26 protein-coding genes are annotated in these 20,295 nt (G+C 37.8%); all 26 read right to left on the bottom strand.

From position 1 onward, the window contains the following. Positions 1 to 774, bottom strand: a complete 774-nt coding sequence (fliR, locus tag JTI58_RS14450; protein ID WP_048391595.1) for a flagellar biosynthetic protein FliR — start codon at positions 772 to 774, stop codon at positions 1 to 3. Positions 775 to 778: 4 nt separating this feature from the next. After that, positions 779 to 1,048: a flagellar biosynthesis protein FliQ gene (gene fliQ, locus JTI58_RS14445; RefSeq protein WP_004269285.1), complete on the bottom strand. Its 270-nt coding sequence runs from the start codon at positions 1,046 to 1,048 to the stop codon at positions 779 to 781. A 13-nt stretch (positions 1,049 to 1,061) separates the two neighbouring features. Then, positions 1,062 to 1,727, bottom strand: a complete 666-nt coding sequence (fliP, locus tag JTI58_RS14440; protein ID WP_205441955.1) for a flagellar type III secretion system pore protein FliP — start codon at positions 1,725 to 1,727, stop codon at positions 1,062 to 1,064. After that, entirely contained in the window at positions 1,724 to 2,407 is a 684-nt protein-coding gene (locus tag JTI58_RS14435) for a flagellar biosynthetic protein FliO (RefSeq protein ID WP_205441953.1), read from the bottom strand. Before JTI58_RS14435 ends, fliP begins: the two co-directional genes overlap by 4 nt. A 4-nt stretch (positions 2,408 to 2,411) precedes the next feature. Then, the gene (locus JTI58_RS14430; protein ID WP_004269288.1) at positions 2,412 to 2,774 is read right to left on the bottom strand and encodes a response regulator; all 363 of its coding nucleotides are present in this window, start codon (positions 2,772 to 2,774) and stop codon (positions 2,412 to 2,414) included. Between the two features lie 21 nt (positions 2,775 to 2,795). Next, positions 2,796 to 4,019: a flagellar motor switch phosphatase FliY gene (fliY, locus tag JTI58_RS14425; RefSeq protein WP_205441952.1), complete on the bottom strand. Its 1,224-nt coding sequence runs from the start codon at positions 4,017 to 4,019 to the stop codon at positions 2,796 to 2,798. Continuing rightward, positions 4,012 to 5,007: a flagellar motor switch protein FliM gene (gene fliM / locus JTI58_RS14420; RefSeq protein ID WP_004269290.1), complete on the bottom strand. Its 996-nt coding sequence runs from the start codon at positions 5,005 to 5,007 to the stop codon at positions 4,012 to 4,014. Before fliM ends, fliY begins: the two co-directional genes overlap by 8 nt. 31 nt (positions 5,008 to 5,038) lie before the next feature. Then, positions 5,039 to 5,467, bottom strand: a complete 429-nt coding sequence (gene fliL / locus JTI58_RS14415) for a flagellar basal body-associated protein FliL (RefSeq protein WP_004269291.1) — start codon at positions 5,465 to 5,467, stop codon at positions 5,039 to 5,041. After that, a complete protein-coding gene (locus JTI58_RS14410) occupies positions 5,457 to 5,678 on the bottom strand; it encodes a flagellar FlbD family protein (RefSeq protein WP_205441951.1) in 222 nt (73 codons plus the stop codon). Before JTI58_RS14410 ends, fliL begins: the two co-directional genes overlap by 11 nt. 93 nt (positions 5,679 to 5,771) lie before the next feature. Beyond that, on the bottom strand, positions 5,772 to 6,734 hold the full coding sequence (flgG, locus tag JTI58_RS14405) for a flagellar basal body rod protein FlgG (protein ID WP_205441950.1): 963 nt from the start codon (positions 6,732 to 6,734) through the stop codon (positions 5,772 to 5,774). Between the two features lie 86 nt (positions 6,735 to 6,820). Continuing rightward, on the bottom strand, positions 6,821 to 7,189 hold the full coding sequence (locus tag JTI58_RS14400) for a TIGR02530 family flagellar biosynthesis protein (protein WP_205441949.1): 369 nt from the start codon (positions 7,187 to 7,189) through the stop codon (positions 6,821 to 6,823). Between the two features lie 15 nt (positions 7,190 to 7,204). Beyond that, on the bottom strand, positions 7,205 to 7,897 hold the full coding sequence (gene flgD, locus JTI58_RS14395; RefSeq protein WP_205441948.1) for a flagellar hook assembly protein FlgD: 693 nt from the start codon (positions 7,895 to 7,897) through the stop codon (positions 7,205 to 7,207). Between the two features lie 2 nt (positions 7,898 to 7,899). Continuing rightward, positions 7,900 to 9,180: a flagellar hook-length control protein FliK gene (locus JTI58_RS14390; protein WP_205441947.1), complete on the bottom strand. Its 1,281-nt coding sequence runs from the start codon at positions 9,178 to 9,180 to the stop codon at positions 7,900 to 7,902. 26 nt (positions 9,181 to 9,206) lie between these two features. Then, on the bottom strand, positions 9,207 to 9,470 hold the full coding sequence (locus JTI58_RS24885) for a MotE family protein (protein WP_243456044.1): 264 nt from the start codon (positions 9,468 to 9,470) through the stop codon (positions 9,207 to 9,209). 26 nt (positions 9,471 to 9,496) lie between these two features. Further along, on the bottom strand, positions 9,497 to 9,814 hold the full coding sequence (locus JTI58_RS24880; RefSeq protein WP_243456042.1) for a hypothetical protein: 318 nt from the start codon (positions 9,812 to 9,814) through the stop codon (positions 9,497 to 9,499). A gap of 4 nt (positions 9,815 to 9,818) precedes the next feature. Beyond that, positions 9,819 to 10,268: a flagellar export protein FliJ gene (fliJ, locus tag JTI58_RS14380; RefSeq protein WP_205441946.1), complete on the bottom strand. Its 450-nt coding sequence runs from the start codon at positions 10,266 to 10,268 to the stop codon at positions 9,819 to 9,821. After that, positions 10,269 to 11,594 (bottom strand): flagellar protein export ATPase FliI, encoded by a 1,326-nt coding sequence (gene fliI / locus JTI58_RS14375; protein ID WP_205441945.1) that lies wholly within the window; start codon positions 11,592 to 11,594, stop codon positions 10,269 to 10,271. It abuts the gene before it with no gap. Positions 11,595 to 11,599: 5 nt separating this feature from the next. Continuing rightward, positions 11,600 to 12,388, bottom strand: coding sequence for a flagellar assembly protein FliH (gene fliH, locus JTI58_RS14370; RefSeq protein ID WP_205441944.1), 789 nt, complete (start codon positions 12,386 to 12,388; stop codon positions 11,600 to 11,602). After that, positions 12,381 to 13,394, bottom strand: a complete 1,014-nt coding sequence (gene fliG, locus JTI58_RS14365; RefSeq protein ID WP_008180783.1) for a flagellar motor switch protein FliG — start codon at positions 13,392 to 13,394, stop codon at positions 12,381 to 12,383. The genes fliH and fliG overlap by 8 nt, the downstream gene beginning before the upstream one ends. Before the next feature lie 15 nt (positions 13,395 to 13,409). Then, the gene (gene fliF, locus JTI58_RS14360; protein WP_205441943.1) at positions 13,410 to 15,005 is read right to left on the bottom strand and encodes a flagellar basal-body MS-ring/collar protein FliF; all 1,596 of its coding nucleotides are present in this window, start codon (positions 15,003 to 15,005) and stop codon (positions 13,410 to 13,412) included. 121 nt (positions 15,006 to 15,126) lie between these two features. Beyond that, positions 15,127 to 15,432 carry a flagellar hook-basal body complex protein FliE gene (gene fliE, locus JTI58_RS14355; RefSeq protein WP_205441942.1) on the bottom strand — a complete coding sequence of 102 codons (306 nt, stop codon included), beginning with the start codon at positions 15,430 to 15,432 and terminating at the stop codon, positions 15,127 to 15,129. 26 nt (positions 15,433 to 15,458) lie between these two features. Beyond that, positions 15,459 to 15,920 carry a flagellar basal body rod protein FlgC gene (flgC, locus tag JTI58_RS14350; RefSeq protein ID WP_205441941.1) on the bottom strand — a complete coding sequence of 154 codons (462 nt, stop codon included), beginning with the start codon at positions 15,918 to 15,920 and terminating at the stop codon, positions 15,459 to 15,461. 3 nt (positions 15,921 to 15,923) lie between these two features. After that, a complete protein-coding gene (flgB, locus tag JTI58_RS14345) occupies positions 15,924 to 16,316 on the bottom strand; it encodes a flagellar basal body rod protein FlgB (RefSeq protein ID WP_205441939.1) in 393 nt (130 codons plus the stop codon). A 1,165-nt stretch (positions 16,317 to 17,481) separates the two neighbouring features. Next, the gene (codY, locus tag JTI58_RS14340; RefSeq protein ID WP_205441938.1) at positions 17,482 to 18,261 is read right to left on the bottom strand and encodes a GTP-sensing pleiotropic transcriptional regulator CodY; all 780 of its coding nucleotides are present in this window, start codon (positions 18,259 to 18,261) and stop codon (positions 17,482 to 17,484) included. 87 nt (positions 18,262 to 18,348) lie between these two features. Next, positions 18,349 to 19,749: an ATP-dependent protease ATPase subunit HslU gene (hslU, locus tag JTI58_RS14335; protein WP_205441937.1), complete on the bottom strand. Its 1,401-nt coding sequence runs from the start codon at positions 19,747 to 19,749 to the stop codon at positions 18,349 to 18,351. Next, positions 19,749 to 20,294 (bottom strand): ATP-dependent protease subunit HslV, encoded by a 546-nt coding sequence (hslV, locus tag JTI58_RS14330; RefSeq protein WP_004229270.1) that lies wholly within the window; start codon positions 20,292 to 20,294, stop codon positions 19,749 to 19,751. Before hslV ends, hslU begins: the two co-directional genes overlap by 1 nt. Position 20,295: the final 1 nt, after the last annotated feature.

The raw sequence follows: 20,295 nt of genomic DNA, 5'->3' as shown, positions 1-20,295 counted from the left end.
TTATCCACCACCTAAAATGGCCATTAAATCACGCATCCCATAAATCATAATCGTAATAAGCTTTTGAATAACTTGAATCATAACGGCCATCATTGTAAATAACACTAAAAAACTAACACCAATTTTAATAGGAAAACCGACAACAAATATATTCAGTTGCGGTACTGTTTTTGCAGTGATCCCTAAAGCTAAGTCGACCAAAAATAAGGTCGCTACAACAGGAGCAGCCATCTGGAATGCTATGGCGAAAACGGCTGTAAATGTTGTGATGATAAACTGCGGAAAGTTTTCGTTCATAAAACTAGGGAATTGATCCATCGGGAAAAATTGATAGCTGTAGTAGATTCCATTAAGAATCATATGATGGCCATCAATCGCTAACAATAAAAGCAGTGCTAGCATATTAAAAAACTGACCAATTAATGGACTTTGAGCACCTGTTTGCGGGTCAATTATATTGGCAATGGCAAAACCCATTTGAAAATCGATAAAGCTTCCTGCAATTTGAATTGCGGACATGATGATATAGCCCATTAGACCGAGTAATAGTCCAACTAGTGCTTCTTTCACCACTAATAATATGTAATCATCATTGAATGCAAATGGCTCAACATCAATTGTATAGTACATCATCCAAGCTAAAACCAGTGCGAGAGTAATTTTGACTTGTGGTGGAATGGTTCTATATGAAAAAAAAGGAACCGTAGCAAAAAAGGCTGAGACACGTACAAGTACTAATAAGAAAACCGTTAGATGCGGAATTAATTCATTCATGTACTCACCCTATATAACGCGTTAAATTCTCAAATATGTCTCTCGCATAGCTTGTAACTTGAGATAGCATCCAAGGGCCGAAGAATACGATGGCCACTAAGACAGCAATAATTTTTGGTACAAATGCTAAAGTTTGCTCTTGTATCGAAGTTGTGGCTTGAAAGATACTTACCGCTAAACCAGAGATTAAAGCAACTAATAGTAGCGGACCGCTTGTTAGAAGGATAATCATTATAGCACGCTCTGCAATGGAAATAACCAACTCACCTGTCATACTGTATCATCCCCTAAAAACTTTGTAGTAACGATTTCATAACGAGATACCAGCCATCAACCAGTACAAATAATAAAATTTTAAATGGCAATGAAATCATTACTGGTGGTAACATCATCATCCCCATCGACATTAATGTACTCGCAACAATCATATCGATTACTAGGAATGGAATAAAAATCATAAAACCAATTTGAAATGCAGTTTTAATTTCACTTAAAGCAAAAGCAGGGACAAGCATAGTCAGCGGAATTTCCTCCACTGATGCTGGTTTTTCTGCTTGGTTATACGTTAAAAACAAATCAAGATCTTTTTGCCTAGTATGCTTACTCATAAACTCTTTAAATGGCACACTAGCACGGTCATAGGCTTCTTCTAAACCAATTTCTTCAGCAAACAATGGCTGTAGCGCCTCTTTATTGACCTCCTGAAAGGTTGGTGCCATGATAAAAAACGTTAAAAATAGTGCCAGACCAATGATCACTTGATTTGGTGGCATTTGCTGTGTTGCCAATGCTGTACGCACAAAGGATAAGACAATGACTATACGAGCAAAGGATGTCATTAAAATTAAAATACTTGGTGCAAGTGATAAAACAGTTAGTAAAAGTAAGAGCTTTACAGATGTCGAGACGTTCGTTGGATCGCTGTTGGAAAAAATATTGATTAAATCATTCATTTACCATCCTTCTCCTTCTGCTTCCATCTCTCTATCTCGTCACTACGCTCCTGTTTTATTTCGGATAGCTTTTTTTCAAATAAATTGCCGAATGAATCTTGCTTTTGTTGCTCATTTTGTACATTCACGCTATCTTTTTTCTTAAACTTAGAAAATACTTCTGCAATATACGGTGATGTTGCTGCAAGTTCTTGCCTATCATTATATAGGGCTAAAAGGGCTTCAACTTCTTCAGGATCTGTAATTTCTCGTAAAAGTTGAACGTCTTCTCCGACACCAACTAAATACAATGTTTTACCTACCTGTAAAAGCTGAACTGACTTTTGCGCACCTAACGATAAACCGCCTAAATTTTGTACCATTTGATTACGTTGGAAGTTTAAATTACGTTTATTTAAAAACTTCATCAATCCATAAAATAAAGCTACAACAAAAATAAGCGCCAAAACCATTTTTATGTATTCCCATGCAGATATGTCTCCAGCTGCTGTTACAGTTGTTTCTTGTTTAGCAGCTGGATCAGTCGTATCTCCATTACAAGCTTCTGGATCTTTAATGCAATCCGTGACACTATTCGTATCAGCATCTGCATAGACAGAAGTTGGTGTCGGGTACAAAAACAGGAAGGATACAAGAAATGCGAAAATCATCGTTAAACGAAATGATTTTAACATTTTCATGCAATCATCCTAGCGCTTTTTGAATCGCTTCAATTACACGATCTGCTTGGAAAGGTTTAACGATAAAATCTTTCGCACCAGCTTGAATTGCATCGATTACCATCGCTTGTTGCCCCATCGCTGAACACATGATTACAGTTGCACTTGGATCTGTTCCCTTAATTGCTTTAAGAGCTGCAATACCATCCATCTCAGGCATTGTGATATCCATTGTTACTAAATCTGGTTTTAGTTCATTGTACTTTTCGACAGCTTGTAAACCATCTGCTGCCTCTCCAACAACTTCAAATCCATTTTTTGATAAAATATCCTTGATCATCATGCGCATAAATGCAGCGTCGTCTACAATCAAAATTCTTTTAGACATGGTTAACTCCTCCAATTGAAACTATCTTAAATTATTTAAACGCTCTGCTTGACTTAAAACATCTGTAATACGGACACCAAAGTTTTCGTCAATGACAACGACTTCACCTTTAGCAATTAAACGGCTATTGACTAAAATATCAACAGGTTCCCCTGCTAATTTATCCAGTTCAATAATTGAACCACTTGATAGTTCTAAAATCTCTTTAACAGAACGCTTCGTACGTCCTAACTCTACAGTAACTTGCAATGGAATATCAAGTAGCATATTTAAATTTCTAGCTTCAGATTGAGAGATTACATTTGTATCGAAGCTAGCAAACTGTGCTTGTTGCACATTTACAGGCTGTGCAGGTCTCGCTGGTTGTGCAAATTGTTGTGGCTCCTGATAAATCGGTTGCTGCATTGGTGCTGACTGCTGCTGATATACTGGTTGTTCAGGTGGTGGTGCTACAGGCACATGCTGTTGAACAGGCGGTGGTGTAACTGGTGGAGCCTCAGGTGCAATCGTTGCAGCCACAGGTTCCTCAAACACTCCTGTTTCACCTAATAAAGATTTTACAATATTTTGACTGAATTTAAGCGGTAATAATTGCATTAAATTCGAATCAATTAAATTACCAATTCTTAATCTAAATGAAACTTTCACCAGCAAATCGTCTTCTGGAATATTTTCTCGACCTTCATCTTGTGAGATGTTCATTAAATCAATTGTCGGTGGAGAAATATCTACTTTTTTGTTGAAAACCGTCGACATAGATGTAGCAGCTGAGCCCATCATTTGATTCATAGCCTCTTGAACAGCACTTAGCTGAATCTCACCTAAGTCCGGCTTCGGATTTAATCCATCGCCACCTAACATTAAATCTGCGATAATTGCTGCATCAGATTGTTTAATAACAAGTAAATTCATACCTGTCAAACCAATTGTATATTCAACTTGTACAGCTACATATGGATGAGGAAATTCCTCTTCTAATTTATTGCGATTAATCATCGAAATACTTGGTGTAGTAATATCTACTTTTTGACCCAGTAACGCTGAAAGAGCTGTGGCAGAGCTACCAAAGGATATATTGCCTACCTCTCCTAATGCATCTTGTGCAAACGAATCAAGGTAATCCTCTACTCGTATCTCATTTATTTCTTCATTTGTTGAAGCATCAGTGTCGTTGTTTTTATCTCCCAACGTCTCGCCCCTTAATAGCGCTTCAATTTCTTCTTGGGAGAGCATTTCATCACTCATCTTCGTCTCCTCCTTTCAAAGGGTCGATAATCTGGATTGCTAATTTTTTGCCTTTCTTACCTGGTTGAACAGTGAATTTCGGCAATGTTCCTACTTTCAGTAGTAATGGTGCTTCAATTTTTTGATCTAACTGTATAACATCCCCAACCTGCATTGTTAGGAAATCTTCAATGGTGATGTCCGTCAAACCTAATTCAACTGAGAGTGGTAATTGGGCTTGTTTCACACGTGTTTCAAGCATTTTTGTTTGCTCTGGTGACATCTCTTTCGTATTAGTTTGCATCCAATAGCGAACCGAAAGATTTGGCACAATTGGCTCCAACACAACATGTGGAATACAAATATTAATCATACCGCTTGTCTCACCGATAATCGTATTTAACGAGATTACGACAACCGTTTCATTGGGTGAAATCATTTGTAAAAATTGTGGATTAACTTCAAGTTCCACTAATATGGGATCGATTTCCGCAACATTTTCCCATGCTTCACGTAAATTGTCGAATGAGCGTTCAAAAAGGTTTGTCATAATTTTAGTTTCAATTTCCGTTAGGTTATCTACATTGCTATGACTTGCCCCACTACCGCCCATTAGGCGATCTAGCATTGAATAGGCAATATTCGGATTGATTTCCATCAATATATTACCATCTAATGGTGGCACTTCAAATACATTAATGAGTGTCATATTCGGAATGGAACGGACAAACTCTTCAAATGGTATTTGGTCTACTGAGGCAACCGTAATTTGCACATAGCTTCTAAGCTGTGCAGAGAAAAAGGTTGTCAATAGTCGTGCAAAATTTTCATGTATTCGGGTCAAACTTCGGATTTGATCTTTTGAGAATCGAAGTGCTCGCTTAAAATCATAAACTTTAACCTTACGTCCCTCGTCCTCTTTTTTTATGTCATCCGCTGACATCTCCCCTGTCGATATAGCGGAAAGCAGCGCATCTATCTCGGATTGAGATAACACATCTCCTGCCATTTGCCCACCTCCAATTCAAGCAGTTTCTGTTTTATTGAGTAATGAAGGAGGTAAAATATACTTCCTGAACTTCTCCCTCTTGCATCAATTCATTTAATCTTGTTTTCAATGATTTTTGGAAAATTTGTTTTCCTTGCTTACCTTCTAAATCCTTTTGCTCCATTTCAGAAAGCTCTTGAATGGCGATGTTTTGCACTTGGAAAACGCGCTTTGTTAATTCTGCAGCAGCATCTTTACTTGTCGTTTGAATTTTCAATGACAAGCGCACAACTCTTTTATCTGCAAGATTTGTCGTGATCTCTGGTATCTCCACTGTTGCCTCTACAATCTCATCAATGGACGGCTCAACAGCCCCTGTTGGTTTATTAAATTGGGTAAGCAATACAAACAAAATAACCCCAATCAGAATGACTGCTACTAGTAAAATAATAATCATCGTTAGCATTTTATTATTCTTCATCTTCTTCACCTCGTAGATGCGGGTTGGATAGTACTTGTATATTGTTATAAAAGGCAGTTACCTTTTGTCGCACCTCTTCTTCACTCTCTAAAACAATTAATTTTGTTCCAGTTGTTAAAGTAATAGTCGTATCTGGAAATGATTCGACTGTTTCTATGTATAAAGCATTTAATGTAAATGCTTTGCCATTTAGACGTGTTAGTTCAATCATGAATTAGGGCCGGGTCTAGCATGAGAGCCGGCCCGACCCTCCCTCATATGAAAATATGTTTGTTAAAACGTCCGTTATGAAAGGACTATATTATTATCGTTTTAAGTTTACTAGTTCTTGTAGAATTTCATCAGATGTCGTGATGATACGTGTGTTTGCTTGGAAACCACGTTGCGCCACAATCATCTCAGTAAATTCCTCTGATAGGTCTACGTTGGACATTTCAAGTGAACTTGAGATGACTTTCCCTAATCCTGCTTCTCCCCCAACACTCGCAAATGGTTGACCAGAGTTTGCTGTTATTTGGTAATAGTTAGAGCCCACTTTCTCTAGACCCCCAGCATTTGGGAATTTAGCAGTAACAATTTGACCCGCCCAACGTAAAGTACCATCTTCATCAACAAAAGAGACTGTTCCATCTGTATTAATACTCATACTTTGAGCAGTTGTTGGAATTTTAATTGGTGTAGCTGCTTCATCGAACGTAAATTCAGGACCATCTTCACCCAATGTTAATAAATTTTCAGCTTCATCAGCATCTGGGTCAACAATGGAATAACTTTCACCTGCACCTAAGTCTGCATATGATGGATAATCCCCATCTGCTGCTGCTGCACCAACTAAATAATAACCATCTGCATTAACGATATATCCATTTTGATCCATATAAAAGTTACCCGCACGTGTATACTTTATATTATTAAATGCTGTGGCTTCTTCTTCATTTGTACCTGGTGCTTCTGCCACCATAAAGAAGCCTTCTCCTTCTATTGATAAATCTAGAATACGCCCAGTAGTTTGGCGTGAACCGGCACCGTGAATAGTATCGATGGCTGCCATTTCAGCACCCAATCCTACTTGTTTAGTATTTATACCACCCGAGTTTATACCTGGACCAGAGGCACCTGCCTGTGTTTGAGACATTAAATCTTTGAAAATTACTCGCCCTTTTTTAAAGCCATAAGTGTTCACGTTGGCGATATTGTTACCAATCACATCTAGCTTTGTTTGGAAGTTTTTAAGACCTGAAATACCTGAATACATAGAACGTAACATATGTTTTCGTTCTCCCTTCGTTTTATATAGGTGAGCTTCTATCAATCAGCATCACCAAGGCTTCCTTACGTAAGAAGGTCCAGCCTTTAAAGCACAATCGTGCCATCAATATTTGTAAATAACTGCTGTTTTGCTTCCGTGCGATCCATTGCTGTAATGACAGTAGCGTTTTTAGCACTGACAATTAAAGCTGCTTGATCCATCAAGACTAATGGCTGTTTGACACCTTTTGAGTGTGCTTCAAATACCTTATCCGATACAACCTGCCATTCTTGTTCAGAGATATTAATTTTGCGCTCTATAATACGTTCATTCGCATGCTTACTCACCTTTAGCTCTTGTTTAGAAGCTTCCTGTAAATGTGCTTTAAATGATGGTTGCGTATTGATTGGCTTAGGTTGTGTTGTACGAATAGATGGATGCAAGGGTACACGATGAATTGAAAACTTATCCATCACTTTTCTCCACCTTTATTCGCTAATAACCGTAAAATCTTTATCTGTTAGTCTTTTATCATTATCTAATACGTAATTAATGACCCCATCTTTATTGGAAACAGAGACGATTCGCCCTTTTAGTTCTTGGTCGCCATCATTATACGTTACATTTTTTCCAATTAATTGGCTAGCCTGTACTAATGGAGATTCTGGTACGTTATTATTGCCATTTGAACTTGTTTGCCCAGATCCACCTAAAATTCCTGAAATATTACCAGGAGCTATTTCTTTCCCGTCAGCTAATTTGAAGACAACACTACCGTCTACAAATTTAAGTGATTCGATCACACCTGTTCCTTCATTTACAACAGGGTTTCCTTTAGCATCTTTTTCTTCTGTTATTTCATGCCATTTCACTTCTTTGCCAATAAAGGTTGCATAATTCATCATCTGTGATTGTTGCTGTGATGCTAATAAAGATTCCATGGCCTTTGTCATATTTTGCATTTGCTCTAAAGAAGAAAATTGCGCCATTTGAGAAATAAATTCTCGATCATCCATTGGATTTGTTGGATCCTGGTGCTGTAATTGTGTAATTAACAATTGTAAAAAAGCATCCTTACCAAGTTCACTATTACCTGTTTGCTTCATTGGCTTCTGATAATTCGAGTAGTAAAGATCATCTGTTATCGAATTATTTGTCACTTTCGTTGTTGCATCTGCCATTATTACACCTCCTCACTTATTAAATAGTCACTAAAGGACATTCCTTCATCTTCATCATCACTTTTTTGATCCTGTTCTTCGTCTTGCTGTTGTTTAAAGAAATTATTGAAGAAACTTTGATCACGTTGTTGTCGATCGGCATCTTGTAGTGATTGTGCAATATCAAGGCGGTCTACTTGAATATTTTGCTGAGCAAATGCCTGTTTTAGCTGGTGTGCTTGACTATCAAGCAATTCACGTCCATGGGTTGTGGAAGCCAGTAAACGGGCTGTTAGAACACCATCATTTTGTACAAGTTCAATACGAACCGTCCCTAGGTTTTCTGGATATAATTTTATGGTTAAACGTGTAATCCCTTGTGCATTAGAGATCTGTGCTCGATTGATGATGGCTTGCATTTCCTTTAATAAAGCTTCTGATTGCGCAGGCTTAGCCGTTGGTAATGTTACATGGAATGTGTCTGGTTTGGTTTGTACCGTTTGTGGTGTAACTATATCAGTCGTACTTGTTTCACTTTGCTTCGTCACTTGGACTTGCTGAACAACTTGCTGGAAGCCTTGTAATGGCAATGTCACAGTTGTTTTAGTTGTTTTAGTTGTTATTTCCTGCATCGTACCTACTTGCGTTTGCAATGACGTTAATAGGCTCTTAACCGTCGTTAACAGGTTTTCTTGCGATGCAGTTAAGTCTGTTTTTTGGCCTACTAATTGCACTAATTTCAACACTTGAAGAAGTTGTGACGCCTCTTTTGGTGTCACTTGACCTTCACCTTGTAACGCTGTGCTTATATTTGCCTGTAGTACCGGCGCTTGGGCATCTACTAATGATAATAGCTCCCAAACGTCACTCGCTTCCTTTTCTTCCCCTAGAAGCTGTTGGATTATTTTTTGAAGCTGCTCTTCATCAATACCTAATGCATTTAGTATATTTTCTAAATGTAGCATTTCATCCATTGCCACTGCCTTACCGTCTTCTCCTAGCTGAAGTACTAGTAAACCATCATCGTGGGAAATCCCCAATAAGTCTAGTACTTCCTCCATTGAATCAGCATTTAAAACCGCTTGTAAATCTGCTAGCTCATTTGTGGAAGTCGTCTGTGATGCTTGGGTTAATTGAGATGAAGAAGATAAAACTTGCCCAAAAACAGAACCGAAATTTGATAAACTTTCTTTCTTTTGTGTGCCACCTAATTTTTCTTCAGCGGTACCAACTGCTGCTGATTTTGTTGCTGCAGTTTTAGTAGGCGCTGATTTATTGATCATTTGCATCATCGCTGCATCCATTAATCTTTCACCTCCTTTCAATTACCCTATTGTTTAGCCATAAGCTCGGTATATTTTGCTGCGTCTTTTGCATCCATTTTCTCTAAAATGGCTGCTAGCTTATCCGGCTTTAAATTCGTTATAATTCGCAACGCTTCCGTATCACTCATATTGACCAGTACAGGTGCTGCAGCTTTCGGTGACATCTTATCAAACGTTGATAAAATATCATTAAAATCACGCTTTACATCATCTTGTTCACGATTCAATTTTTCAATTTCAAATTGAAGTTGTTCTTTTTCTGTCAGCAACTTCTCTTTATCCGTTATTGTTGAATCTAATTTTTTTGAAGCTGTGTAATTTCTGCTTCCTTTTCTTGTATCTCTGCCTGTAAACTCACTATTTTAGAGTCATTATTAACGACAGCATCCTTCGCTTGTTGTTCTTCTGACGGCATAAAAGGTAAATTACCAATTGCCTTTTTTCCTAAATCAAAGACATTTGTATTCATTAATGTTGCCACAACAAGCAAAACCGCTACTACAAACATAATCGGCAGTACAATCCAAGTAAAAAACTTTAGAAAGCCCCCAGATTTTTTCTTTGGTTGCTCTTCTACTAATTCTGTTGCTAATCGATTGTCTTTCTTTGCCATGAAATCACCTGATTTCTTTCTTGTTATACGTTTGTAATGAAATCTCATCTAAAAAAAGGCTTTCTATACGATCTTGCTCTTGTTGGAAATGTTTAAAATCCTTTTCTCTCATTTTTTCAAATTTACGTACTTCCAAGTTTTTTTCTAATAGTTTTTCTTCGTGCCAATTCATCTTTGCACGAGCTTGAATCACTTTCTGTTGCACATCTGCAATTGTTTTTTCGAGACTGTCAATAAAACGACTATAATGATGGATTTCATCTATCGATGAGCCGATCATTAAACGCTCCTGTTGAAACCCAATTAAATCTTCTTTCTTTTTTAGCAATTCATATAATTTCGTTGCTATTTCTTCAAAAGAACGGACAGATTCTTTATAAGCCATTTCGGTTTCGTTTTTTTCCTGTTCGCGAATAGTTAACACTTTTTCAAAACGATACACATAACTGACCATCTATTTCGCACCACCGTTCGATAATGTTATTAACTCATTGACACTTTCTTCTAATGTCACTTTATCTAAGTAACCCTGTTTAAGATAAGCAGTAATAAGCGGTTCATAATAAATTGCTTCATCAATTTCTTTAGAAGTCCCTCTTTTATAAGCCCCAATATTGATCAAATCCTCAGATTTGTCATATGTATAATAGAGTTCTCTTAATCGTTCAGCAGCTTTTTTATGAGTTGGCTCTGCAACATGGTTCATCAAGCGACTCACACTTTTCAAGACATTGATGGCTGGATATTGCCCTTTGTTGGCAAGATTTCGATCCAATACAATATGACCATCTAATATCCCTCGCACAGTATCCGCAATGGGCTCATTCATATCGTCCCCATCTACTAAAACGGTATAAAATGCTGTTATAGACCCCTTTTCATTGGTGCCTGTTCGTTCTAGTAATTTAGGTAATATCGCAAAAACAGAAGGCGTATATCCTTTTTGTGCAGGTGGTTCACCCGTGGCAAGTCCAATTTCACGTTGTGCCATCGCCACACGTGTAACGGAATCCATCATTAGCATGACATTTAAGCCTCGATTTCTAAAATATTCGGCGATTGCTGTGGCTGTAAATGCCCCTTTAATCCGCATTAATGCAGGTTGATCTGAAGTAGCTGCAACAACAATGGACCGACTTAGACCTTCAGCGCCTAAATCACGTTCGATGAATTCTCGAACCTCACGACCACGCTCCCCTATTAACGCAATGACATTCAAATCTGCTTGAGTATTTCTTGCGATCATACCAAGTAATGTACTTTTACCTACCCCAGAACCAGCGAAAATACCAACACGTTGTCCATTACCAACTGTTAGCATGCCGTCAATAGCCTTCACTCCGACTTCAAGCCTTTCATTAATCGGTGGACGAGTCAGTGGGTTTGGTGGATCTTGTTCAGTGGGAACTGTCATTAGTCCCTTAGGCAATAAAGTACCATCAATTGGATTCCCCATAGAATCCAATACTTTACCAATTAACTCAGGGCCCACTTTTACTTCCAATGGAGCACCCGTCCCTTCGACAAGGCAGCCGATCGATATTTCGCGTAAGGAGGTAAAAGGCATTAAGACGACTATTTCATCTTTAAAACCAACAACCTCTGCTAAAATAATCTGATGACCATTATTTACAGTTTCCACATGAATTTTACAGACATCACCTATGGAACTATCTGGACCTTGCGACTCAATCATCAAGCCAACAACTCTAGTAACTCTACCAAACTTTTTAAAAGTAGGTATATGAGGAATATGTTCAATTAATTGAGCCACTTTCATCAAGATCATTCCTTACTCTCTAATATTTCATGTAACTTTAATCTGAGTGCATTTAATTGCTCATCGATACTAACCATAATTCGACCATGATTTGTTTCAATATAGCAATCTGTTTCATTATCCAAATCCTCATTAACAAAAATCATAAATGGTACGTCTATTGGGAACATTTCTGCTAATTCATCTCGATTGGCCGTAATTAAAGCATAATAAGCTGGAGAGACATAAATTTTAATTTCTTTCATTTCTCTCGCTTCTTTCAGCCCTCTGCGTACGATTGATACAAATAGTTCGTTATCCTGTTCTAATGAGGTACCAATAATTCGTTCTGCAGCAGTTAAGCCTAACTCTAAAATCACCGCTTCTTGATCATCAATGTATTTTTGAGCATTTTCTTTCGCTAGCATCATGATTTCATTCGCAGTTTGAAGTGACTGAGCCATTGCTTCAGTGGCCTTATTCACGCCGTCTTCATAGCCTTGCCCAAATCCCTCATCATAAGCTTCTTGAACACGATTGGGTCTCTCTTCCTCCCAGCTTAGCTTTAAATGTTCAATCTCTTGAAAGTGCAAATGCTTTTCCTGTTCAAACATCTCTCGTTCTGCCTGCAAAGCAGCTCTCGCTTCAGCAAGTAAACGATCTCGCTCTGCCATTACTTCATCCATCGTTAATTGATGTTGAGGTGGGATTTCTTCCTGGTATTCCTCCATCGGTTCAAACATATCACGGATCTGTATTTCCTTGACATTATCGCTATCGGACTGTGTATAAATAGAACGGATGATTCTAGACAATGACGTCATCTCCTCCACCGCGAGCTATAATAATCTCGCCAGCATCCTCTAGACGACGAATAACGGCAACAATTCGAGATTGTGCCTCCTCTACGTCACGTAATCGTACAGGTCCCATAATTTCCATTTCTTCTTTAAATGTTTCAGCCATACGTTGTGACATATTGCGGAATATAATATCTTTTACCTCTTCACTTGATACCTTCATTGAAAGCAGTAAGTCTTCGTTTTCACAATCACGAATAACACGCTGAATGGAACGATTGTCGAGTGTAACAATATCTTCGAACACAAACATACGTTTTTTGATTTCCTCTGCAAGTTCTGGATCTTGGATTTCGAGTGCATCGAGAATTGTTTTTTCTGTTTGGCGATCTACTCCATTTAAAACTTCAACGACTGCATCGATACCACCCGTTTCTGTATAATCCTGCGTAACAGTTGACGATAATTTACGCTCTAACACAGATTCAATTTCGCTTATCACTTCTGGTGAAGTTGATTCCATGACCGCTATACGTTTAGCAATGTCAGCTTGTACTTCCTGTGGTAAAGAAGATAAAATAACACCCGCTTGCCCTGCCTCTAAATAAGAGAGTATCAGGGCAATTGTTTGAGGATGCTCATTTTGGATAAAGTTGAAAATTTGCGCTGGATCAGCTCTGCGTGCAAAATCAAACGGACGTACTTGTAAAGAAGATGTTAATCGATTAATAATCGTTTGTGCTTGTTCTACACCAAGTGCTTTTTCTAATACTGTTTTTGCATAGCCAATACCACCTTGTGTGATATAGTCCTGCGCTAGTGCAATATTGTGGAATTCTTCAATAATCTCTTCTTTTACATTTGATTCCACTTTTTTAACACTTGAAATTTCTAATGTTAAACGTTCAATTTCTTCCTCTGTTAAATGCTTATAGACAGAAGCTGAAACCTCAGGCCCTAATGAAATTAACAAGAGAGCGGCCTTTTGTTTTCCGGTTAATTCCTTATCTTTCTTGGACACAGCCGAACCTCCTAGTTAGTCTTCAGCAATCCAACTGCGCAGTAACTTTGCAAAATCATCTGGCTTATCTTTGGCCATTTTTTCAAGCTGCTTACGACGCATTGTAGCTTCCGTTTCAATTTCTTCATTAATATCATCAACCATTAATTCTTCTTGTTCTTCTAGGATACTTAGCTCTTCTTCTTCCTTCGCACGCTTACGTGAACGGATAATGAAGAATGCTAGCAATACGATCACAGCTAACAAGATACCGCCGATAACCCAAACCCACCATGGAATAATTGGTTTTTCATCAGCTACCTCTGTCACCTTACCGTATAATGGTTGTACAGATACCGCCACTTTTTCATCAATTTGCTCTTGTGTAAGTTCTGCTGCCACGTCTTTGGAAATTGTTGTACGTACAATTGTACTTAAAATTTTCTCAATATCTTCACGAACACCGTCTGGTAATGACGCTGCGTCAGTTGCTGTCGGTGGTTCAACAATTACTTGAATCCCAATATCTTGAATTTTATAAGGTGCTTCTTGGATATCCTTACGTATACGGTTCACATCATTATTTATCGTCTCTTCCGTACGTTCATAATCTCCATTTCCTGCTGCACCTTCATTATAAGTTGTGAAGTTATCAGTGGTTGTTTCAGCTTCAGGTGTTCCGGCAGCAGCTGCTGCTCCTGTGCCAGAATATTGCTCTGTAATTCGCTGCGCACTAATGGCAATACCTTCCATATTTTCTTCATCAACAGGTGTCACAAGATTTTCTTCACGATTTTCTTTCTTGAAATCAATATCTGTTGTGACAGAAACCATTACCTTATCTTGTCCCATCAACGTTCCTAGCATATTTTGCACTTGACGTTGTAGATCTCGTTCCACTAATTTCTTCATTTGTAATTGACCTTCTGCTGTCGTTGTGGAAGTTCCATCAGCTGTAGCAGCATTCAAATCAAAGTACTCTGAGAATTGATTAGAGATCACAATATTTTCAGTCTTTAAATTCGGAATACTTTTTGACACCAAATTGTACATCGTTGTAATTTGCTGCTCTGTAAATTTATAGCCAGGGTCTGTATTTAAAACGATAGATGCCGTTGCTTCTCCTTTAACATCCGTTACGAATACCCCTTCCTCAGGAACAGTAATCATTACTTTTGCATCTTTTACACCTTCCAAATTTTTGAAAAGTTTAGCAATTTCAGTTTCAGTAGCTGCTTTTTTTAATAGGTTAAATTCATTATCAGTCATACCAAATCCTGAACTATTCGCAAATGAGTAATCGATTGAACCTGTTTGCGGATATCCCTCAGAAGCTAATTGCACTAACAAGGAGTCAACTTGTTCTTCTGGCACTAAAATAGATGTTCCACCTGGAGCAATTTGATAGGTCACACCTTGGGAATCTAGTGCTTCCTTTACTTGTCCAATTTCCCGTGTTGATAAATCTTTATAAAGTGGAACATATGTAGTTTTGGAAGCGAAAAATGTCACAATTGCTGCTAGTGCGATTACAACTACCACGGAGCCAATCATAACTATTTTTTGCTTTTTACTTCGACTTGTCCAAAATTGACTGGTGTCGTTTTTTATTTTCGTCAATCGTTCATTCATTATGAATCCTCCGGTTATAGTGAATAACCTAGCCATCAATAATTTGCGAACATAATGAGCCCACTCTAAATCGTGGTTATTAATCTATATTGAAAAGGGGTTGCCTTGTCTTGACAATAAATTAAACACTCATTCGCATTATTTCTTGGTAAGCTTCAATCACCTTATTGCGAACTTCAATTGTTGCGTTTAGTGTAATGCTCGCCTTTTGCGAAGCAATCATCACTTCATGCAACTCCACATCTTCACCTTTAATTAGCTTCTGAGTATACTTATCAGAAGTTATTTGTTGATCATTTACTTTTGCTATTGCTTCTTTTAAAGAGTTCGCGAAGCTTTGTTGTGCTTCATAAGGTGTTGCATTAAGTTTGTTTGGGTTATTTACAACCTGAGTGGGTGTCATTAGCGAAATGGACGAAATGGCCATGTATGTATCTTCCTTTCTACTTAATTTTATTTACCAATCTCTAAAGCCTTTGTAAGCATGGATTTATTCGCATTAAAAACAGTTATATTTGCCTCATAAGAACGAGTAGCCGACATTAAATCTACCATTTCTTTCAATGGATCAACATTTGGCATATTTACGTAACCATCTGCATTAGCATCTGGATGAGTTGGGTCATAAACAAGTTTGAAAGGTGTTTCTTGATCTTCTGAAATTCGAGTAACTTTTACACCATTACCAACACCACTTTTTGCATTTTTTCCTAGTGCTATGTTCAAAAAATTTGAAAATTGTCCTTCTTGTGCTGACAGCGTAACAGACTTGCGTCGATATGGTTCCCATTCCCCATTCACTTGACGTGCGCGAGTTGTATCCATGTTAGCCATATTAGAAGAAATAACATCCATGCGTAAACGTTGCGCCGTTAAAGCAGAGGCAGTGGTATTCATCCCATGAAATATAGACATCTATTACTTACCTCCTTTAATAACGGTATTCAATGTGTTTAATTTCCCATTAACACGATCGATTAAAGCATTATAATAAATTTGATTCTCTGCTAATTTTGCTTGCTCAGCATCCATATCTACAGCATTCCCATTGTTTCTATATCGCAAGTTCTCAACGATATTGACACCAGGTGTAGCTCGTCGAAACGTGAAATCATAATGTCTATTATCAGTACGATATGCAGAAATGGCTATACTCTTCTGTTCTTCCAGCATATCCTTAAAACTAACATTTTTCGCCTTATAATTAGGTGTATCGACATTCGCAATATTATTTGCGATCGTTTTATGATTTAAAGTGGCATAGGAAAGTCCATTTTCCAGGCTACTAATAGTTCCTCCAAATAAATTCAAAACTGTTCACCTCATTTTATTTCAATCTATGTACTTGTTAATTTATCCAATAATACAATTGTAATTAAGATGATACCTAGTGTCTATTGTCTTTTGTCACTTTTTAATAGTCTATACGCCCTATTTTTTCTCAACCTCAACCATGACAAAACTTCCTTATCCCTTGTGCCTCTAAGTTCAAGTAAAGGTCATTACACATCTAGTTATTTTACACCATTTCGACAGTGTTTACGATTTTATTGTTAAATATGCCTTTTTATGAGGTTTATCGCCTTTTTTAATCCTCATCAATAAAGGTCCCTTTTTACTAGTTCAATCAATATTAGAGTATTTTTAAAATAGTTACTATACGTTTATTGGCCATTCTTCCAAAGTAACATAAAAGGCATTTTTATATGCTAATTGTAGTGACAAATTATCGAACATTATTAGGCTAAAAGCAATAAAATCCATCAAACTTCATTGTTTTTGTATTAATTCTCTAAAAAATAAGAGCCATAAAAATTCGAAAATAAACAAAAAACGTCTATATGTACCATAGACACTTTCATATTTTTTGAAAAACACAACAATAAAAATTTTTTTATGACAAGTGAAAAAGGCTTTCCGTTCCAATCCACCTGCTTCCACTGCCGCTTTGCTGTCGCCCAGAGCCAACCTTCCTGTGCAAGTGTGGCTAAGCTTTCGTCGCAAAACCAGTATGGCTACCGCTCTGTGCAAGGTCATTCCTATCTCGCTATTACACGTAGAAATCAAGTAGCTTTCCACTCCAATCCACAAATGAGTTATCTTTTTGCATAAATAAAATAAGGTGTTCACTACTCATTTTATGGATGATCGTTATGACTAGTCACCTCTCCACATTTAAAATAAAAGCCTATTCTTTCTTAAAAAACAGATATAATTGGCGAAATTTCCCTACGGCTAGTGTGAAAGATAATGAACAGACACTTTTGCAGCATGGTTGATTGGCGTGGAGTACGCGTCACTCCTAGGGGAGATGAAACCTTGGGGCGAACGCAGTGAGTGAAGCGGCATATCGGACGCGATCGGAACGGAAATCAACCCCTTACCCTGCCTTCTACTAGTGAAATTATCTTTTATCAACAACAAAAAAGCGTCTATATGTTCCATAGACGCTTTCGTTAGCTTCTTAAAGAAGCAATTATTTCATTTTAATTTCTGCTAAAGCATTTAAGAATTTATCGTTTAGTACTTTAATATAAGTACCTTTCATACCTAAAGAGCGAGATTCAATGACACCTGCTGATTCAAGCTTACGTAATGCGTTTACGATTACTGAACGTGTAATACCCACACGATCAGCAATCTTAGAAGCAACTAATAAACCTTCATTCCCATCAAGTTCTTCGAAAATATGCTCAATTGCCTCTAGCTCACTGTATGAAAGTGAATTAATAGCCATTTGTACGACCGCCTTGCTACGAGCTTCTTCTTCAATTTCTTCAGATTTTTCACGTAAAATTTCCATACCAACTACTGTTGCACCATACTCAGCTAAAATTAGATCATCATCTTCAAATTGTGAAGATAAACGAGCAAGGATTAACGTTCCTAAACGTTCACCACCACCAACGATTGGCACAATTGTTGTTAAGGCGTTTTGGAATAAATCTTTGTTTTCAACTGGGAAAGCAGTATGTTCATTATTAATATCTAAATTTGATGAAGTTTCAGAGATCGTAAATAAGCTATGTGTGTATTCTTCTGGGAACTGTCTCTCTTCGAACATTTTTTTCATACGCTCATTTTCAATTTGTTGGTGAATTGAAATACCTAATAATTTACCTTTACGACTCAAAATATAGACATTGCTATCAATAATATCGCCTAATGTATCGGCCATTTCTTTAAAGTTCACCGGCTTACCAGCAGAAGCTTGAAGCATCGAGTTAATTTTACGTGTTTTTCCTAATAAATTCATTATATGTTCCTCCTATAAATAATCCGAAGAGTATTTACTAAATATTCTAAAGGTTTTTACTATTGAATGATACTAATCAGCTTTATCTTACAGTATAAACTGTGACAAATCTTTGTTTTTTACTATACCCGCAAGTTTTTGATCAACATACGCAGCATTGATTGGGATACTTGCTGGTGCAATTTCAGATGCCTCAAACGATAGTTCTTCCAGTAAACGTTCTAATATCGTGTGTAAACGACGGGCTCCGATATTGTCTGTTTCCTGATTCACTTCGGTTGCAATTTCAGCAATTCGTTCAATTGCATCTGTCGTGAAATGAACTTCTACACCTTCTGTCTCTAATAGTGCTTTATATTGCAAAATTAGTGATTGATCTGGTTCTTGTAAAATACGTACAAAATCCTGCTTTGTTAATTTTTCTAGCTCTACACGAATTGGGAAACGGCCTTGTAATTCAGGAATTAGATCCGATGGTTTCGACATATGAAATGCACCGGCAGCAACAAACAGCATATAATCCGTTTTTACTGCACCATACTTCGTAGTGACAGTAGAGCCTTCTACAATTGGTAAAATGTCACGTTGAACTCCTTCACGGGAAACATTCGCCGAAGTATTTCCTTCTTTACTAGCAATTTTATCGATTTCGTCAATAAAAATGATACCCGATTGCTCAGCCCTATTAATGGCTTCCTGTGCTACTTCATCTGCATCTATCAGCTTATTTGCTTCTTCTATTGTTAAAATACGACGTGCGTCTTTTACTTGCACACGGCGTTTTTTCTGTTTTTTAGGCATTAAACTAGATAGCATATCCTGCATACCGCTATTCGCAGACATATCCATCCCAGTTCCTTGTAACGCATCAAAAATGGATGGATTTTGTTCTGTTACCTCTACAGTAACCCACTCATTTTCTAACTTACCATTGCGTAAATCAATCGCAATTTGTGCACGCTTCGAGCGAACTTCCCCATCATCTGCTGATGAATCGTCATTTGTTGGTTGCTCTTTCCCACCGAATAGCATTTCAAACGGATTTTGCATCGCCTGTTTTTTACGTAAAGAAGGCACCAAAAGTTTCACGATTGCTTCATTTGCTAATTCTTCTGCTTGTTCCTTGACAGACTCCATCATTTCTTCTTTAACTAGACGGTGTGAAGCTTCTACCAAGTCACGTACCATTGATTCAACATCTCTACCGACATAACCTACCTCAGTAAACTTTGTTGCTTCAACTTTTACAAAAGGAGCATTTGTAAGCTTTGCAATCCTTCTCGCTATTTCTGTTTTACCGACACCAGTTGGCCCAATCATCAAAATATTTTTCGGAATAACTTCAGCCTTCATATCTTCGTTTAACAATGAACGACGATAGCGGTTTCGTAACGCAATAGCTACTGCTCGCTTAGCTTCATTCTGCCCAACAATGTTACGATCTAAATGCTCAGTAATTTGTCTTGGCGTTAAATTTTTTTGCGTCATTAGTTCAGCGCCTCCACGATAATATTATGATTCGTAAATACACAAATTTCAGCAGCTGTTTCTAATGCCGCTTCAGCAATTTCACGAGCAGTCATCGTTTCACCTGCATATTTTTTTAATGCTCTACCTGCGGATAATGCATAATTTCCACCAGAGCCAATAGCCAAAATGCCGTCATCGGGTTCAATCACTTCTCCTGTACCCGAAACGAGTAGTAAGGTCGTTTTATCCATTACTAATAGCATCGCTTCTAGCTGGCGAAGCATTTTATCACCACGCCATTGCTTTGCTACCTCAACGGCTGCACGCTGTAAATTACCGTTATACTCATTTAATTTGCCTTCAAACATCTCAAAAAGTGTAAAGGCATCAGCAACTGAACCTGCAAAACCAGCAAGGACCTGCCCATTAAACAGACGTCTGACCTTCCTTGCTGTACCCTTCATCACAACTGCATTTCCCAATGTTACTTGACCATCACCAGCCATGGCACAGCCTCCGTTATGATGAACCGCAAATATCGTTGTTGCATGAATTTGTCCCATC

Origin of the sequence: Lysinibacillus fusiformis (assembly GCF_016925635.1) — a bacterium.
Lineage (GTDB): Bacteria > Bacillota > Bacilli > Bacillales_A > Planococcaceae > Lysinibacillus > Lysinibacillus fusiformis_F.
The sequence above is the reverse complement of the archived record's forward strand: the minus strand, read 5'-3'. Positions and strand labels throughout refer to the sequence as shown.

Coding starts and splice junctions, on each gene's coding strand:
- fliR (WP_048391595.1), bottom strand. CDS start 774: ATGAATGAATTAATTCCGCATCTAACGGTTTTCTTATTAGTACTTGTA.
- fliQ (WP_004269285.1), bottom strand. CDS start 1,048: ATGACAGGTGAGTTGGTTATTTCCATTGCAGAGCGTGCTATAATGATT.
- fliP (WP_205441955.1), bottom strand. CDS start 1,727: ATGAATGATTTAATCAATATTTTTTCCAACAGCGATCCAACGAACGTC.
- JTI58_RS14435 (WP_205441953.1), bottom strand. CDS start 2,407: ATGAAAATGTTAAAATCATTTCGTTTAACGATGATTTTCGCATTTCTT.
- JTI58_RS14430 (WP_004269288.1), bottom strand. CDS start 2,774: ATGTCTAAAAGAATTTTGATTGTAGACGACGCTGCATTTATGCGCATG.
- fliY (WP_205441952.1), bottom strand. CDS start 4,019: ATGAGTGATGAAATGCTCTCCCAAGAAGAAATTGAAGCGCTATTAAGG.
- fliM (WP_004269290.1), bottom strand. CDS start 5,007: ATGGCAGGAGATGTGTTATCTCAATCCGAGATAGATGCGCTGCTTTCC.
- fliL (WP_004269291.1), bottom strand. CDS start 5,467: ATGAAGAATAATAAAATGCTAACGATGATTATTATTTTACTAGTAGCA.
- JTI58_RS14410 (WP_205441951.1), bottom strand. CDS start 5,678: ATGATTGAACTAACACGTCTAAATGGCAAAGCATTTACATTAAATGCT.
- flgG (WP_205441950.1), bottom strand. CDS start 6,734: ATGTTACGTTCTATGTATTCAGGTATTTCAGGTCTTAAAAACTTCCAA.
- JTI58_RS14400 (WP_205441949.1), bottom strand. CDS start 7,189: ATGGATAAGTTTTCAATTCATCGTGTACCCTTGCATCCATCTATTCGT.
- flgD (WP_205441948.1), bottom strand. CDS start 7,897: ATGGCAGATGCAACAACGAAAGTGACAAATAATTCGATAACAGATGAT.
- JTI58_RS14390 (WP_205441947.1), bottom strand. CDS start 9,180: ATGGATGCAGCGATGATGCAAATGATCAATAAATCAGCGCCTACTAAA.
- JTI58_RS24880 (WP_243456042.1), bottom strand. CDS start 9,814: ATGGCAAAGAAAGACAATCGATTAGCAACAGAATTAGTAGAAGAGCAA.
- fliJ (WP_205441946.1), bottom strand. CDS start 10,268: ATGGTCAGTTATGTGTATCGTTTTGAAAAAGTGTTAACTATTCGCGAA.
- fliI (WP_205441945.1), bottom strand. CDS start 11,594: ATGAAAGTGGCTCAATTAATTGAACATATTCCTCATATACCTACTTTT.
- fliF (WP_205441943.1), bottom strand. CDS start 15,005: ATGAATGAACGATTGACGAAAATAAAAAACGACACCAGTCAATTTTGG.
- fliE (WP_205441942.1), bottom strand. CDS start 15,432: ATGGCCATTTCGTCCATTTCGCTAATGACACCCACTCAGGTTGTAAAT.
- flgC (WP_205441941.1), bottom strand. CDS start 15,920: ATGTCTATATTTCATGGGATGAATACCACTGCCTCTGCTTTAACGGCG.
- codY (WP_205441938.1), bottom strand. CDS start 18,261: ATGAATTTATTAGGAAAAACACGTAAAATTAACTCGATGCTTCAAGCT.
- hslU (WP_205441937.1), bottom strand. CDS start 19,749: ATGACGCAAAAAAATTTAACGCCAAGACAAATTACTGAGCATTTAGAT.
- hslV (WP_004229270.1), bottom strand. CDS start 20,294: ATGGGACAAATTCATGCAACAACGATATTTGCGGTTCATCATAACGGA.